17 protein-coding genes are annotated in these 14,176 nt (G+C 73.3%); 12 read left to right on the top strand and 5 right to left on the bottom strand.

Features of this window, described 5'->3' with window-relative positions:
- The first annotated feature begins 29 nt into the window (after positions 1-29).
- The 3 genes from IEY61_RS02025 to IEY61_RS02015 are packed head-to-tail and all read left to right on the top strand — an operon-like array spanning position 30 to position 1,162.
- Positions 30-416, top strand: coding sequence for a YidH family protein (locus IEY61_RS02025; RefSeq protein ID WP_189040469.1), 387 nt, complete (start codon positions 30-32; stop codon positions 414-416).
- On the top strand, positions 416-718 hold the full coding sequence (locus IEY61_RS02020; protein WP_189040468.1) for a DUF202 domain-containing protein: 303 nt from the start codon (positions 416-418) through the stop codon (positions 716-718). Before IEY61_RS02025 ends, IEY61_RS02020 begins: the two co-directional genes overlap by 1 nt.
- A gap of 30 nt (positions 719-748) precedes the next feature.
- The gene (locus IEY61_RS02015; protein WP_189040467.1) at positions 749-1,162 is read left to right on the top strand and encodes a PLD nuclease N-terminal domain-containing protein; all 414 of its coding nucleotides are present in this window, start codon (positions 749-751) and stop codon (positions 1,160-1,162) included.
- Between the two features lie 14 nt (positions 1,163-1,176).
- Here IEY61_RS02015 and IEY61_RS02010 read toward each other — a convergent pair whose 3' ends face one another.
- Together IEY61_RS02010 and IEY61_RS02005 are read right to left on the bottom strand one after the other, a co-directional pair.
- Positions 1,177-2,799: an acetolactate synthase gene (locus IEY61_RS02010; RefSeq protein ID WP_189040466.1), complete on the bottom strand. Its 1,623-nt coding sequence runs from the start codon at positions 2,797-2,799 to the stop codon at positions 1,177-1,179.
- 68 nt (positions 2,800-2,867) lie between these two features.
- The gene (locus IEY61_RS02005; RefSeq protein ID WP_189040465.1) at positions 2,868-3,641 is read right to left on the bottom strand and encodes an enoyl-CoA hydratase-related protein; all 774 of its coding nucleotides are present in this window, start codon (positions 3,639-3,641) and stop codon (positions 2,868-2,870) included.
- Positions 3,642-3,739: 98 nt separating this feature from the next.
- Between IEY61_RS02005 and IEY61_RS02000 the strand changes: the two genes are divergently transcribed.
- From IEY61_RS02000 to IEY61_RS01990, 3 genes are all read left to right on the top strand, one after another.
- Positions 3,740-4,213, top strand: a complete 474-nt coding sequence (locus tag IEY61_RS02000) for a DUF6232 family protein (protein WP_189040527.1) — start codon at positions 3,740-3,742, stop codon at positions 4,211-4,213.
- 75 nt (positions 4,214-4,288) lie between these two features.
- The gene (locus IEY61_RS01995) at positions 4,289-4,771 is read left to right on the top strand and encodes a DUF6232 family protein (protein WP_189040464.1); all 483 of its coding nucleotides are present in this window, start codon (positions 4,289-4,291) and stop codon (positions 4,769-4,771) included.
- A 110-nt stretch (positions 4,772-4,881) separates the two neighbouring features.
- Positions 4,882-5,637 carry a hypothetical protein gene (locus IEY61_RS01990; protein ID WP_189040463.1) on the top strand — a complete coding sequence of 252 codons (756 nt, stop codon included), beginning with the start codon at positions 4,882-4,884 and terminating at the stop codon, positions 5,635-5,637.
- A gap of 76 nt (positions 5,638-5,713) precedes the next feature.
- On the opposite strand, the gene IEY61_RS01985 is transcribed toward IEY61_RS01990, so the two are convergent.
- A complete protein-coding gene (locus IEY61_RS01985; protein WP_189040462.1) occupies positions 5,714-6,613 on the bottom strand; it encodes a ribokinase in 900 nt (299 codons plus the stop codon).
- Between the two features lie 81 nt (positions 6,614-6,694).
- Positions 6,695-7,537, bottom strand: coding sequence for an ABC transporter ATP-binding protein (locus IEY61_RS01980; RefSeq protein WP_189040461.1), 843 nt, complete (start codon positions 7,535-7,537; stop codon positions 6,695-6,697).
- Between the two features lie 99 nt (positions 7,538-7,636).
- Between IEY61_RS01980 and IEY61_RS01975 the strand changes: the two genes are divergently transcribed.
- Positions 7,637-8,641 carry an ABC transporter ATP-binding protein gene (locus IEY61_RS01975; protein ID WP_189040460.1) on the top strand — a complete coding sequence of 335 codons (1,005 nt, stop codon included), beginning with the start codon at positions 7,637-7,639 and terminating at the stop codon, positions 8,639-8,641.
- Positions 8,638-9,651: an ABC transporter permease subunit gene (locus IEY61_RS01970; protein WP_189040459.1), complete on the top strand. Its 1,014-nt coding sequence runs from the start codon at positions 8,638-8,640 to the stop codon at positions 9,649-9,651. Before IEY61_RS01975 ends, IEY61_RS01970 begins: the two co-directional genes overlap by 4 nt.
- A gap of 6 nt (positions 9,652-9,657) precedes the next feature.
- Here the strand turns inward: IEY61_RS01970 and IEY61_RS01965 are convergent, their stop codons facing one another.
- Positions 9,658-10,833 carry an ROK family transcriptional regulator gene (locus IEY61_RS01965; protein WP_189040458.1) on the bottom strand — a complete coding sequence of 392 codons (1,176 nt, stop codon included), beginning with the start codon at positions 10,831-10,833 and terminating at the stop codon, positions 9,658-9,660.
- Between the two features lie 96 nt (positions 10,834-10,929).
- On the opposite strand from IEY61_RS01965, the gene IEY61_RS01960 reads away from it, so the two are divergent.
- The 4 genes from IEY61_RS01960 to IEY61_RS01945 all read left to right on the top strand — a co-directional run bounded on the left by IEY61_RS01960 (position 10,930) and on the right by IEY61_RS01945 (position 14,132).
- Entirely contained in the window at positions 10,930-12,381 is a 1,452-nt protein-coding gene (locus tag IEY61_RS01960; RefSeq protein WP_189040457.1) for a glycoside hydrolase family 3 N-terminal domain-containing protein, read from the top strand.
- A gap of 116 nt (positions 12,382-12,497) precedes the next feature.
- The gene (locus IEY61_RS01955; protein ID WP_189040456.1) at positions 12,498-12,977 is read left to right on the top strand and encodes a hypothetical protein; all 480 of its coding nucleotides are present in this window, start codon (positions 12,498-12,500) and stop codon (positions 12,975-12,977) included.
- A complete protein-coding gene (locus tag IEY61_RS01950; protein WP_189040455.1) occupies positions 12,974-13,471 on the top strand; it encodes a thiol-disulfide oxidoreductase DCC family protein in 498 nt (165 codons plus the stop codon). Before IEY61_RS01955 ends, IEY61_RS01950 begins: the two co-directional genes overlap by 4 nt.
- Entirely contained in the window at positions 13,431-14,132 is a 702-nt protein-coding gene (locus IEY61_RS01945; protein WP_189040454.1) for a TetR family transcriptional regulator, read from the top strand. The genes IEY61_RS01950 and IEY61_RS01945 overlap by 41 nt, the downstream gene beginning before the upstream one ends.
- The last annotated feature ends 44 nt before the right edge of the window (positions 14,133-14,176 follow it).

Genomic DNA, 14,176 nt, shown 5'->3' with positions numbered 1-14,176 from the left:
GACGTAGTTTGCGCTGGATAATCACCAGCGTGTGGCGAGGGATCAAGAACTGGTTCGACCCCAGGGAGCTGCGGTCGGTGGGCACCACCCCCGACTACCGCTTCTCGTTGGCCAACGAGCGGACCTTCCTGGCCTGGCTGCGTACCGGGCTGGCGCTGGTCGCCGGAGGGCTGGCCGCCGCGCAGTTCCTGCCGAGGCTGCCGCTGCCGCATCTGCGCGAGGCGATCGCCGTGGCGTTGCTGCTGCTCGGCGGCGCCGTCGCGATCCGGGCCGTCGACCACTGGGCGCGTACCGAACGGGCCATCCGGCTCGGCCGTGAGCTGCCCGCGTCCCGCTTCCCGGCCGTGCTCGCCCTCATCGTCGGCCTCGGCGCACTGCTGCTGGTGGCGGCGGTGCTGCTCGGCGCGGTCAACTGATGACCGGTGCCCGCGATCCCGGGTTGCAGCCCGAACGGACCCGACTGGCCTGGCGACGAACCGCACTGGTGATGACGGTGGTGGCGCTGCTGACCGTCCGGCTCGCCCTCAGCGGCGGCCGGGCCGGTGCGGGACTGGCCGCGCTGGCCATCCTCGGCTGGGGCGGCGTCATCGCGCTCTGCTGGCGCCCGGCCACCGGCACCGGCCCACCCCGCACGGGCGGTCCCACCCTCGCCGGAGCGGCGCTCGCCGCCGCCGGATTCGCGGTGATCGGTGCCCTGCTGGTGCTGTGCGGGCTGTGAGCAGCATGCCGGGTAGGCCATGATGGGTACATGGCCCGGCTGTACATCCTCCTCTTCGTGGTGCAGGTCATCCTCGCCGTCTGCGCCCTGATCAGCTGCCTCTCGGCCGAGGAAGACGACGTCCGGCACCTGCCCCGGATCGTCTGGGTGCTGATCATCCTGTTCTTCCCGCTGGTCGGCTCGATCGCCTGGTTCGCCGCCGGACGCGAGCGCAGGACCGGGGCCGGCACTCCGTGGCCGGGCACCCGTCCCGCCCAGCACCGCCCCGCCCGGCCGCTCGCACCCGACGACGATCCCGAGTTCCTCCGCTCGATCGAGGAACGCTCCAGCAAGGAAGACCAGGAACTCTTCCGCCGCTGGGAGGAGGACCTGCGCCGCCGCGAGAACGACCTGCGCCGCCGCGAGGGCGAGCCGCCGCGCGAGGAACCCCGCCCCGAGGTGTAGCGCGGGGCCCGTGGTCAGGCCAGGTTCGAGGAGCGGGGGTACGCGTCGGCCGGGTCGGTGATCACGTTGACCAGGTACGGCACGCCGGCGTCGAATGCCCGGTGCAGGGCCGGCCCCAGGTCGGCGGCCTTGGCGACCGTTTCGCCCGCCCCGCCGAGCGCGCTGACCACCTGGTCGTAACGCAGTTCGGGCTGGAGGTCGGCGGCGACGTCGTAGCCGTACATGGCCCGCATCGGGTGCTTCTCCAGGCCCCAGATGCCGTTGTTGCCGACCACGATGACCACCGGCAGCTGCTGCCGGACCAGGGACTCCACGTCCATCAGCGAGAACCCGGCCGCGCCGTCGCCCATCAGCACGCAGATCTGCCGGTCCGGGTGGGTGACCCGGGCGCCCATCGCGTAGCCCATGCCGGTGCCGAGGCAGCCGTACGGGCCGGGGTCGAGCCAGGTGCCGGGCTGGGCCGGCTCCAGGTAGCGCCCGGCGTACGAGACGAAGTCACCACCATCGCCGATGGTGACCGCGTCACGGGCGAGGACCTTGCGCAGCTCGCCGTAGACCCGGGCCGGGCGGATCGGGTCCGTCTCGGCGGCCATCTCCTCGGCGTCGCGGGCCTTCGCGGCGTCCTCGGCGGTACGCAGCTGCGCGATCCAGTCACCGTGGTCGGCCCGGTCGCCGGTGTGGTCGGCCAGCGCGGTGAGGATGGCACGCAGGTCGCCGGCGGGCGCGGCGGCGGGCTGCACGTGCGAGGCGCGCTGGCTGGGTGCGTCGACGATGTGCACCACCTTGGCGTCGCCGAAGTCGCCGAAGGAGAGCCGGAAGTCCAGCGGCGTGCCGACGACCACGACCACGTCGGCGCCCTTCAGGGCCACCCGGCGGGCCTTGGCGAAGGCCAGCGGGTGCTCCGGCGGCAGCGCGCCGCGGCCCATGCCATTGGTGAAGACCGGCACTCCAAGCGCCTCGGCGGCGGCGCGCAGGGCGTCCACGGCGTCACCGGCGTACACGTCGGAGCCGGCGACGATGACCGGCCGTGCCGCGCCGGCGACCAGGGCGGCGGCGGTGGCCACCTCGTCGGGGTCGGCCTCGATCGGGGCGATGGCCGGGCCGGCCGGCACCTCGACGTCACCGGTGGAGAAGATCGCCTCCAGCGGGAAGTCGAGGAAGACCGGGCCGCGGTGCGGGGTGAGCGCGGCGTCCAGCGCGGCGGCGACGGCCCGGGGGATGTCGTCGGCGCCGAACACCGTCTCGGCGTGCTTGGTGACCGGGGCGACCAACGGCAGGTGGTCCAACTCCTGGAGGCTGCCCGAGCCCCAGCGGAACTGCGGGGCCCGCCCGCCCAGCACCAGCACCGGCGAGGCGTTGAAGTACGCGCTGGTCAGGCCGGAGATCCCGTTGGTGACGCCAGGGCCGGCGGTGAGCACGGCGAGACCGGGGCGACGCTGTAGCTTGGCCACCGCCTCGGCGGCGAAGACCGCGGACTGCTCGTGCCGTACGTCGTAGAGCGGGAAGTCGGTCCGGTGCGCGGCGTCGTAGAGCGGGAACACGTGCCCGCCGGAGAGGGTGAACATCTCCCGCACCCCGTACGCGCGCAGCGTCGCGAGCGCCAGTTCCCCGCCGTGGCCGTCGATCCGCTCCGTCATGCCCGCTCCCTCTCGTCGCCCGACCGGAGTCACACGCTACTGGCCGGTAAAGGGAATGTGAACCATCTTCACCGGCCGGTGAAGTCCGGCTTCCGCTTCTCGACGAACGCCGTCATCCCCTCGCGCCGGTCCTCGGTGGCGAACAGCGCCGAGAAGAGCTGGCTCTCCCAGGCCAGGCCCGAGTTCAGGTCCATGTCCAGGCCGCCGTCGACGGCGAGTTTCGCCGCGCGCAGCGCCTGCACCGGGCCGTTGAGGTACGGCCGCACCAGCGCCACCGCGGTGTCGTAGACCTCGGCGGCCGGGGCGACCCGGTCGGCCAGGCCGATCCGCAGCGCCTCCTGCGCGTCCACCATCCGACCGGACATGATCAGATCCTTGGCACGGGCCGGGCCAACCAGCCGGGCCAGCCGCTGGGTGCCCCCGGCGCCGGGGATGATGCCGAGCTTGATCTCGGGCTGGCCGAGCTTGGCGTCCTCGGCCACCACCCGCCAGTCACAGGCCAGCGCCAGCTCGCAGCCGCCGCCGAGGGCGTAGCCGGTGATCGCGGCCACCACCGGCTTGGGGATCCGGGCGATCGCGCCGAGCGCGCCGGACAGGTCCGCAGCCCGCTCGGCCATGTCCACGTAGGACATGTCGGCCATCTCCTTGATGTCCGCGCCGGCGGCGAAGACCTTCTCCCCGCCGTACACGATGACCGCGCGGACCTGCGGATCAGCGGTGGCCGCCGTCGCGGCGGCGCGCAACTCCTCCTGCACCTGGGTGTTGAGAGCGTTCATCGGTGGCCGCTCCAGCCGGATGGTGCCGATGCCGTCCCTGGTCTCCAGCCGCACGAACTCGCCCACGCTGACCTGCCTTCCTCGTCGAAGTCGCGTGCCAACCTTACGACCTGGCCTGACCGGCACGTACCCTGGTGCCAGTCCCGCGACCTGGAGTTCCCGTGATGGTCACCTACTACGACGACAGGTCCATACGGGTCACCTCCGCCGCGGTCACCGTCGACGGTCACGCCTACCCGCTGGCCGAGATCACCGAGGTCTGGCATCACCGGGGCAGCCGGTCGTGGCGGGTGCTGGCCGGCCGGGGCGCGCTCGGCGCGGCGATGATCGGCCCGGTGGTGGCCGCGGTCGCCGGCATCGCGCTGGCCGTCTGGCTGAACGGATCGACGACCGCCACCGTCGCCATCATCGGTTTCTCCATCCTGATCGGGCTGGCCGCCGGGCCGATCGCCGACCAGCTCTTCGAGTCCTTCGACCGCTCGTACGCCCGGGGCAGCCGCCCTCGGGAGGTCTGGATCCGCTGGCGCGGCCACCCGGTCCGGCTCCTGCGTACCCCGGACGCCCTGCGCTTCGGGCAGATCTACCGCGCCCTGCAACGCGCCCTCGAAGCCGAGACGAAAGGAAGGGCCCCCTATTAACGCCTGGGGTAGAGGAAGGGCCCCTTTTTAACAGCCTCAGCTGCACAGGTTGCCCAGGGATGCTTAGGCTTAGTGATGGCGCTCTATTACCGAGACGACGCGGTGCAGGTCACCTCGGACTCGATCCGGGCGGCCGGGCAGGTCCTTCCGATCAACGAAGTCACCTACGTCTGGCACCAGAAGGGGCGCACCACGCTGGCCGTACGGGGCCGGGTGCTCGGTCGGGGCGTACTGGTGCTGCTGCTCTCCCTGCCGCCGCTGGTCGGGCTGGTCTGCGTACTTTCGCTGGCCTGGTCGGCGCAGGACCGGGGCGAGTGGCTGCCGGCGCTGGTCGCGCTGGTGGCCTGCGTGGTCATCCCGTTGGCGCTGGCGCCGTTCCTGGAGATCCCGCTCGGCTGGCTGGACCGCTCGTACGAGCGCGGCAACCGGGTGCACGAGCTGTGGGTGCAGTACCGGGGGCAGGAACTGCTGGTGCTGCGCACACCGGACGCGCTGCGCTTCGGGCAGATCTACCGCGCGGTGCAGCGGGCCGTGGAGCACGACACGTCGGGCCGGTGACCGGCACCAGTGGTGGCCGAGCGCGGTTGCACCCGCCCACCACGGGGCTGTGACCTGGCTCTGCACCGGCCGTCCGGCGTCACGTGCCCGCCTGACGCACACTTGATTCCATGCCGATTCCTCTTCCCCGGCCGGCCGCGGTCGTCGGTCTCACCCGTGCCGCCCTCGACCAGGCCACCACCCTCGCCGCGATCCCGGCCCGGGCGTTCGCGGTGCTGGACGGGGTGGAGGCGCTGCTGGCCCGGATCAACGGGGTGGTGGACCGGGTCGAGCAGACCCTCGACCGCACCGACCGGATGCTCGCCGACGCCGAAAGCGCCGTCCGCGAGGTGGCGGTGACCAATGCCGCCGCCACCGCCGCCGTGGACAACGCCACCGAGGTCGCCGCGGCGGCGGCCATGGTGGTCGGCGAGGTCGAACAGGTGTCGGCCACCGCCGGGGCGGTGGTCGCGCAGGCCGACCGGGTGGCCCGGGCGGCGGCGGGTGTGATCGACACCGCGGAGGCGGTCGCCGGCCGGGCGGTCACCACGGTGGGGGTGGCGGCCGAGGCGGCGACCACCGCCGCGGAGCTGATGGCCGCGTACGAGCCGGCACTGCGGCGGGCCGCGCCGATGGCCGACCACTTCGTCGAGCAGCTCAGCCACGAGGAGGTGGCCGCGGCGATCCGGCTGGTCGACGAGTTGCCGAAGCTCCGGCAGCACCTCACCTCGGACATCCTGCCGATCCTGGCCACCCTGGACCGGGTCGGCCCGGACCTGCACGACCTGCTCGACGTGACCCGGGATCTCAAGCTCGCCGTGGCCGGCATTCCCGGTCTGGCGATGCTGCGTCGCCGGGGCGAGAAGCTCAGCGACGGCGCCGAGTGACAGCACCGGCGCGGTGGCTGAGCTTCCACTGGCGTACGCCGAGCGAGCCGGCACCGGCGCGCGGTGGCTGAGCCGCTCAGGGCGCGGGCGCGTACAGTTCGTCGATCTCGGCGCGGCGCGGCAGCGACACGCTCGCGCCGAGCCGACGGACGCAGACGGCACCGGCCGCTGCGGCCCAGCGGACCGCGTCGACCATGTCGCGGCCCTCGCCCCAGGCCACGGCGAGCGCGCCGGTGAACGCGTCCCCGGCGGCGGTCGAGTCGACCGTCTCCACCGGCACGGCGGGAACGTGCACGGTCGTGCCGTCCCGGTCGCCGTACCAGGCGCCCTGCGCGCCGAGGGTGAGCACCGCCCGGGGCACCAGGTCGAGCAGGGCGTACGGGTCCTCCCGGCCACGGCCGGTGTACGCCTGCGCCTCGTTCTCGTTGACCACCAGCAGATCCACGGCGGCGAGCAGCTCCGGCGGGAGCGGGACGGCGGGCGCCGCGTTGAGCACCACCCGGGTGCCGGCGGCCCGGGCGGCCACGGCGGCCTCGGTCACCGTCTCGACCGGAATCTCCAACTGCGCGACCAGCACGTCGGCGTCGCGTACGACGGCGAGTTCGGGCTCGGTGAGCGCGGTCAGCGAGGCGTTCGCGCCCGGCGTCACCAGGATCGCGTTCTCGCCCTCGGCGTTGACCATGACCAGGGCCACCCCGGAGGCACCGTAGGTGACGCGCAGTTGGCTGGTGTCGACGCCGGCGGCGGTGATCCGGGCCCGCAGGGTCACGCCGAACGAGTCCGAACCGATCGCACCGAGGAACGAGCAGTCAGCGCCCGCCCGGGTGGCGGCGATGGCCTGGTTGGCGCCCTTGCCGCCGGCCACCATGACGAAATCGGTGCCGAGCATCGTCTCGCCCGGCCGGGGCAGGGCCGGGGCGGTGGCGACCAGGTCCATGTTCGCACTGCCCACCACGACGACACGGGGCTGACGCACGGCGGCCTCCCGGTGGTTGCGGCTGTTAATAGGGGGCCCTTCCTCTACTCCAGGCGTTAAAAGGGGGCCCCTCCTTACACCTCAGGCGGCGCGGGCGGTGTAGCGACCGCGGGTGCGCTCGACGAGCAGCGGCAGGCCGAAGGTCTTGGTGAGGTTGTCGGGGGTGAGGGTGTCGTCCAGCAGACCCTGGGCCATCACCGCGCCCTCGCGCAGCAGCAGCGCGTGGGTGAAGCCGGGCGGGATCTCCTCCACGTGGTGGGTGACCAGGACCAGCGCCGGGGCGTCGGGGTCCTGCGCCAGCTCGGCGAGGCGGGCCACCAGCTCCTCCCGGCCACCCAGGTCCAACCCGGCCGCCGGTTCGTCGAGCAGCAGCAGCTCCGGGTCGGTCATCAGCGCGCGGGCGATCTGCACCCGCTTGCGCTCGCCCTCCGACAGGGTGCCGTACGTCCGGTCGGCCAGCGTGCCGACGCCGAGCTGGTCGAGCAGCGCGCGGGCGCGGGCCACGTCGGCCGGGTCGTAGCTCTCCCGCCAGCGGCCGACCACCGACCAGGCCGCGGTCATCACCACGTCACGGACCCGCTCGTCGGCGGGCAGGCGCTCGGCGAGCGCGGCGGTGGTCAGACCGATGCGGGTCCGCAGTTCGGTGAGGTCGGTGCCCCCGATCCGCTCCCCCAGCACGTGCACGGTGCCGGTGGTGGGGTGCAGCCGCCCCGCGGCGAGTTTGAGCAGAGTGGTCTTGCCGGCGCCGTTGGGCCCCAGCACCACCCAGCGTTCGTCCAGTTCCACCCGCCAGTCCAGGTCGTGCAGAAGGGCGGTGCCGGACCGGCGTACGGCGACGCCGTCGAGGCTGACCACCAGATCCGCGTCCACGGGCGAGGGGGCGGGTGTGGCGCCGGCTGCGCCGAGGATCAGGTCACCAGTCACCTGCCCATCCAATCACGCAGGGTCGGCCGGCCCCCACCGGTGTGCGAGGTGGCCGTATGGTGAGGCGCCGTGTCGTTGCTCACCCCATCCGGAGGGACCATGAGCGGGGTCATCGAGATCGATGGTCTGCGCAAGACCTTCCACAGTGTGCGTCGGGGCCGTCGGGTCGCCGTCGACGGGTTCGACCTGCGGGTCGAGGCCGGCCAGGTGCACGGGTTCCTCGGTCCCAACGGGTCGGGCAAGACGACCACGCTGCGGGCGCTGCTCGGGCTGGTCCGCGCCGACGAGGGGCGGATGAGCGTGCTCGGGGCCGACGCGCCGGATCACCTGGCCCGGGTCGCCGGGCGGGTCGGCGCGATCGTGGAGAGCCCCCAGTTCTTCGGCAACTTCACCGGCTACCGCACGCTGCGGCTGCTCGCGCTGGCCGGTGGCGTACCCGTCGCCCGGGTCGACGAGGTGCTGGAGGAGGTGGGCCTGGGCGACCGGGGCCACGAACGGGTCAAGGGCTACTCGCTCGGCATGAAGCAGCGCCTGGCCGTGGCTTCGGCCCTGCTCAAGCGCCCCGAGCTGCTGATCCTCGACGAACCGGCCAACGGGCTGGACCCGGCGGGCATTCGCGAGATGCGCGACCTGATGCGCGGGCTGGCGGCGAACGGCGTGACGGTGCTGCTCTCCAGTCACATCCTGGCCGAGATCCAGCTGATCTGCGACCACGTCACGATCATCTCGCGGGGCCGGCGGGTGGCGGCCGGTCCGGTGGAGCAGGTGCTGGCCGGTTTCGACCGCGCCGAGTGCCTGGTCCGCGCCGACGACCTGGCCCGGGCCGAGGAGTTGCTGCTGGCCGCCGGGCTGACGGTCACCGGGCACGGCGACCACCTGGTGGTCGGCGGCGTGCCGGATCCGGTCACGGTCAGCCGGACGCTGGGCGAGCAGGGCATCTGGGTACGCGAACTGACGCCGTTGCGGCCGGATCTGGAGAGCGTCTTCCTGGAGCTGACCGGCACCACGCCGCATCCGGGCGTACCCCGGCAGCCGGACGGCTCGGCACCGCATCCGGGCCCGGCCGTGATCGACCTCGACGACGTACGGGGAGTGGACGCGTGAACCTGATCCGGGCCGAGGTGGAGCGGCTGGTCGCACGCCGTTTCGTGCAGCTCATGGTCGTCCTGCTGGCGTTCGCCTTCGCGGTGACGGCGGCTACCACGTTGGCCGGCTCGCATCAGCCCAGCGCCACCGAACTGGCCCAGGCGCAGCAGAAGGCCGTGGCCGAGCGGCGCGAGATGGAGTTGCAGCATTCCCGCTGCCTGGCCCGGGAGCAGGGCGCCCCGCCGCCCGTCGAGGACTACGGCTACCTCCCGGACGACTGCTCCGAGCTGGATCCGGCGCTGCGGGACCGGTTGCCGGTGACCGCCGACTACCTGGCCGGCGTGTTCACCTTCACCCGGCAGGCCGAGCCGTTGCTGTACTTCCTGGTGGCGTTCCTGGTGCTGTTCGGCTTCCTGGTCGGCGCCTCCTACATCGGTGCCGACCTGAATTCCGGCGGGGTGGTGAACCTGCTGCTGTGGCGGCCACGCCGACTGACGGTGCTGGGCACGAAGCTGGGCACGCTGCTCGGGCTGACGCTGGTGTTGTCGGTGCTCTCCTCACTGGCGTACCTCGGCACCTTCTGGGTCATTGCCCAGGTCACCGGCTATCCCGGCCCGACCAACGCCGCCTTCTGGGCGGGGCTGGGCGCGATCTGGGGGCGTGGTCTGGTGCTGGTGCTGCTCGCCGCGGCGCTCGGCTTCGCCATCGCCGCGATGGGTCGGCACACCTCGGCGGCGCTCGGCGCGGCGGCGGCGTACCTGGTGGTGTGGGAGCTGGGTGGTCGGATCGTGCTGGATATCCTCCAGGCGGCCCGGCCCGACCAGCTCATGCTCTCCACGTACGTCGGCGCGTGGCTGGCCGGTGAGATGAAGCTCTGGGACGCCAGCGTCTGCGCGAACCTGACCCACGGCTACTGCGACGGCAGCTACTCGCTGGGCTGGCCGGCGGCGCTGGCCGTGCTGCTGTTGTTCACCGGCGGGCTCACCGCCGCGGCCTTCGCCGTGTTCCGGCGCCGCGACCTGGTCTGACCCCGCTCAGCCGACGGTCGAGCCGAAGACCTCGTCCCGAACGGCGTCCAGGGCGGTACGCAGCGCCCCGTGCAGGATCGACTCCTCGGTGAGCCCGGTGGGCACCACCCGGGGGCGCACCAGCGTGATGGCGGCGACCTCGTGCTGCACCCGCTCGGCCAGCGCCGCACCACCGGCCTGGCCCACCTCCCCGGCGAGGACCACCAGCGGCGGGTCCAGCACCACGCAGGTGCTCGCCACACCGAGGGCGAGCCGGCGCGCCACCTCGTCGAGCATCGGCCCGCCGGCGGTGCCGTCGGCGATCGCGGCGCGCACCGCGTCGGCGGCGGAGGTGTCGGGATAACCGTGCTCACGGGCCAGCGCCCGGATCGCGTCCGCGCCGGCCAGCTGCTGGAACGCCGGCTTGGCCCGGCGGGAGACGTCGCGCGGGATCGGCGCCCCGGGCACCGGCAGGTACCCGATCTCGCCGGCCGCGCCGCTGCTGCCCTGGTGCAGCCGCCCGCCCAGCATGATCGCCAGGCCGACACCGGTGCCGACCCAGACCAGCACGAAGTCCGCCAGCCCTTGAGCCGCGCCGGACTGCGCCTCGGCCACCGCCGCGAGGTTGACGTCGTTCTCGAACACGACCGGGGTGTCCAGGTCGTCGCGGAGCGCGGCGAGCAGACCGCGATGCCAGCGGGGCAGGTTGAACGCGAAGGTGATGTCACCGGTTCCCGGGTCGACCAGGCCGGGGGTGCCGAGCACGATCCGGCGTACGCTCGACAGCTGCGCTCCGGCGCTGCTGGCGGCCTGGACGACGGCGTTGTGCACCACTCCCACCGGGTCGTCGGTGTCCCGGGTGGACTGCTCGACCCGGCCGATCACCGCGCCGGTGATGTCGGCGCAGGCGGCCACCACCCGCTCCGGGCCCACGTCCACGCCGATCACGTGGGCGCTGCCCGGCCGCACCGCGTAGAGCTGGGCGTTCGGCCCTCGCCCGCCGGCCTGCTCACCGACCCGGGTGACCAGTCCGCGTTCCTCCAGCCGCTCCACCAGCTGGGACGCGGTGACCTTGGACAGGCCGGTGAGTTCGCCGAGCCGGGCCCGGGTCAGCGGCCCCTGTTCCAGCAGAAGTTCCAGCGCCGCGCGGTCGTTGAGGGCTCGCAACAGACGTGGGGTGCCGGGCAGCCGGGTCGCGCTCATGCCATGTCCTCAAGTTCAGTAAACTTTGCTAACTGTAAACTGCCCTGCGAACGGGTAGCACGTAGCGTATCCGGCCGGCAGGAGAGGAGAGATCGCGTGGGGCTGGACCCAGGACTTCGTCGCCTCGCGCTGGGCACCCTGCTGGCCGCGTACCCCGGACCGGTCCCGCCCGACTGGGCCGTCGACCTGGTCGCCGACGGGCTGGCCGGGCACACCCTGTTCGGCCGGAACATCCACCAGCCGGCCCAGGTGGCGGCGAGCACCGCCGCGCTGCGTACCGGGCGGCCCGACGTGCTGATCGCCATCGACGAGGAGGGTGGCGACGTCACCCGGCTGGCGCACGCCACCGGCAGCCCGTACCCCGGTAACGCCGCGCTCGGCGCGATCGACGACGTCTCGCTCACCCGCCAGATCCACCACGCCATCGGCGCGGAGCTGGTCGGTCTCGGCATCACCGTCAACCTGGCGCCCACCGTCGACGTCAACAGCGCCGACGACAACCCGGTGATCGGCACCCGGTCGTTCGGCGCCGATCCGGCGCGGGTCGCCGCACACGCCGCCGCCGCGACCGCCGGCCTCCAGGCCGCCGGGGTCGCGGCCTGCGCCAAGCACTTCCCCGGGCACGGCGCCACGGTCGCCGACTCCCACCACGAGCTGCCCACCGTGGACGTCCCGCCGGACCTGCTGCGCCGACGCGACCTGCCGCCGTTCGCCGCGGTGGTGGCCGCCGGCGCCAGGGCGGTGATGACCGCGCACATCCGGGTACCCGCGCTGACCGGCGACCGGCCGGCGACGTTCAGCCGCGCGGTGCTGGTGGACCTGCTGCGCGACGAGTACGGCTTCACCGGCACCGTGATCACCGACGCCCTGGAGATGAAGGGCGCCGCGCTCGCCGCCGGCGGGATCGCCCCCGGCGCGGTGCTGGCCCTGGCCGCCGGCGCGGACCTGCTCTGCATCGGTGCCCGGGTCGACGCCGACCTGGTCGAGCGGGTGGCCGCCGAGATCGTGGCCGCGCTGGGCGACGGCCGGCTGGCGCGGTCCCGGGTCGAGCAGGCGGCCGGCCGCGCCGCGGAACTCGCCGCCTGGACCCGGGCCGCCGGCACGTCCACCGGCACCCCCACCCGGCTGGGGTACGCGGCGGCCCGCCGGGCGGTCCACGTGGAGGGCGTGCTGACCGGGCTGGGGCGCCCGCTGGTGGTGCAGCTGCACGCCGCTGCCACCATCGCCGAGGGGCGGGTGCCGTGGGGCCTGGGCCCGCACCTGCACGACACCGAGCAGATCCGCGTGGTGGCCACCGAGGCCGACCCGGAAGACCTGTGCCGCCGCGCAGGGTCCCGGCCGATCGTGCTGGTCGGGCGGCACCTGCACCGCCTGCCCGGCGGACCGGAGCTGGTCGCCACGTTGGCCGCCCGGCACCCGGTGGTGGTGGTCGAGATGGGCTGGCCGGCCAGCTGGCGGCCGCCCGGCGTCCGGGCCTTCGTGACCACGTACGGCGCGAGCCACGCCAACGGTCGGGCCGCCGCCGAGGCGCTGGGCCTCACCCGCTGATCCGTCGCTCCACGCCGATCCACCGGGTGTGGCGTTCGGCCATCTTGAACGCGTTCAACTTCTGCCGTACGCTGACCCGCGTCAGCATTTGAACGCGTTCAAGAGCGGGGTCCGACATGGACATCAAGGTCTGGATGTATTTGGTCTACCTGGCGGTCAGCATCGGCCTGACCATCTGGGTGGCACGGACGCTGGCCCGCAACGGGCAGATCTTCCTGGAGGAGGTGTTCGCCGACGAGCGCCTGGCCCGTGCCGTGAACAACCTCCTGGTGGTCGGGTTCTACCTGCTCAACCTCGGCTATGTCACGGTCGCGATGCGGCACTCGGAAGCGATCGGCTCCACCAGCCGGGCGATGGAGGAGCTGTCCTGGAAGGTCGGCCTGGTGCTGCTGGTGCTCGGCGCGCTGCACTTCTTCAACGTCTACGCCCTCGGCCGGTACCGGCGCAGCCGACTGCGCCAGCTCGCCTCCCATCCGCCGCTGGCACCGGTCGGCTACCTGGCCATGCCGCAGCCGGCGACCGGGCAGCACCCACAGCCGGCCGAGCACCCGCAGCCGCCCCACCGGCCGGCGGGACCGACCCCGCCCGCCCAATGACCGTCGACGACCGGGGCGGGACGGGCGGGCTGCCGGATGCCACCACACACGGGGGTGGTGGCATCCGCAGCTTCACCGTCCTCTACGACGCGCACTGCCCGCTGTGCCGGGCCGCCCGCGAGTGGCTGACGTCGCGGGCCCAGCTCGTACCCCTGGAGTTCGTGCCGGCGGGGTCGACCGAGGCCCGACGGCGCTTCCCCGGCCTGGACCACGACGCGACGCTGCGTGATATCACGGTGATCGCCGACACCGGAGCCGTCTACGCCGGCGACGGCGCCTGGTTCGCCTGCCTGTGGGCCCTGGCCGATCATCGGGCGACGGCCGACCGGCTGGCCCGCCCGCACCTGCTGCCCCTGGCTCGACGGGTGGTGGCGACCGCCTCCGCGATCCGCGAACGCGCCCGCGAGCCGCAGTCGGAGCCGGCCGGCCAGCCGGCGGGATACGGTGACCCGAATGACCGACCAGAGTGCGCCGACGACCGCTGCGGGTGGTGAGCCAGCCACCGCCCGGGGCGAGCAGACCCGGCAGTTGATCCTGGAGACCGCGATGCGGATGTTCCGCGAACGCGGCTACGCCCGCACCACCATGCGCGCCATCGCCCAGGAGGCCGGCGTCGCGGTCGGCAACGCGTACTACTACTTCGGTTCGAAGGAACACCTGATCCAGGAGTTCTACCTCCGGACGCAGCGGGAGCACGCGGCGGCGGCCCGGCCGGTGCTGGACCGCGAGTCCGACTTCGCCGCCCGGCTCTCCGGAGTGCTGCACGCGGCCATCGACGTCCTGGCCCCCTCGCACGAATTCGCGGCCAGCTTCTTCAAGGTCGCCGCCGAACCCACGTCGCCACTGAGCCCCTTCTCGGCCGAGACGGCCGCGCCACGCGAGGCCGCCGTCGCCCTCTTCGCCGAGGTGCTGGCGGGCTCCACCGCCAAGGTCGACCCGGAACTGCGGCCGCAACTGCCCGAGTTGCTCTGGTTGGCGTACATGGGAACGGTGCTCTACTGGGTCTACGACCGCTCACCGGGGCAGGCCCGCACCCGAAAGCTGATCGACGGCGCCGTGCCGCTGATCGATCGGCTGGTGGGGCTCTCCCGGCTGCGGGTGCTGCGCCCGGCCACCCGGCAGGTGGTCGACCTGATCCGTACCCTCCGTCACTGATTCGCCCGACCGGCGTCCGACACGTTGATCCTGGTCAAGTCCGC

The sequence above is a fragment of the Micromonospora sonchi genome, from assembly GCF_014646235.1.
Lineage (GTDB): Bacteria > Actinomycetota > Actinomycetes > Mycobacteriales > Micromonosporaceae > Micromonospora > Micromonospora sonchi.
Note: the sequence above shows the minus strand (reverse complement) of the source record. Positions and strands in the feature narration are given on the sequence as shown.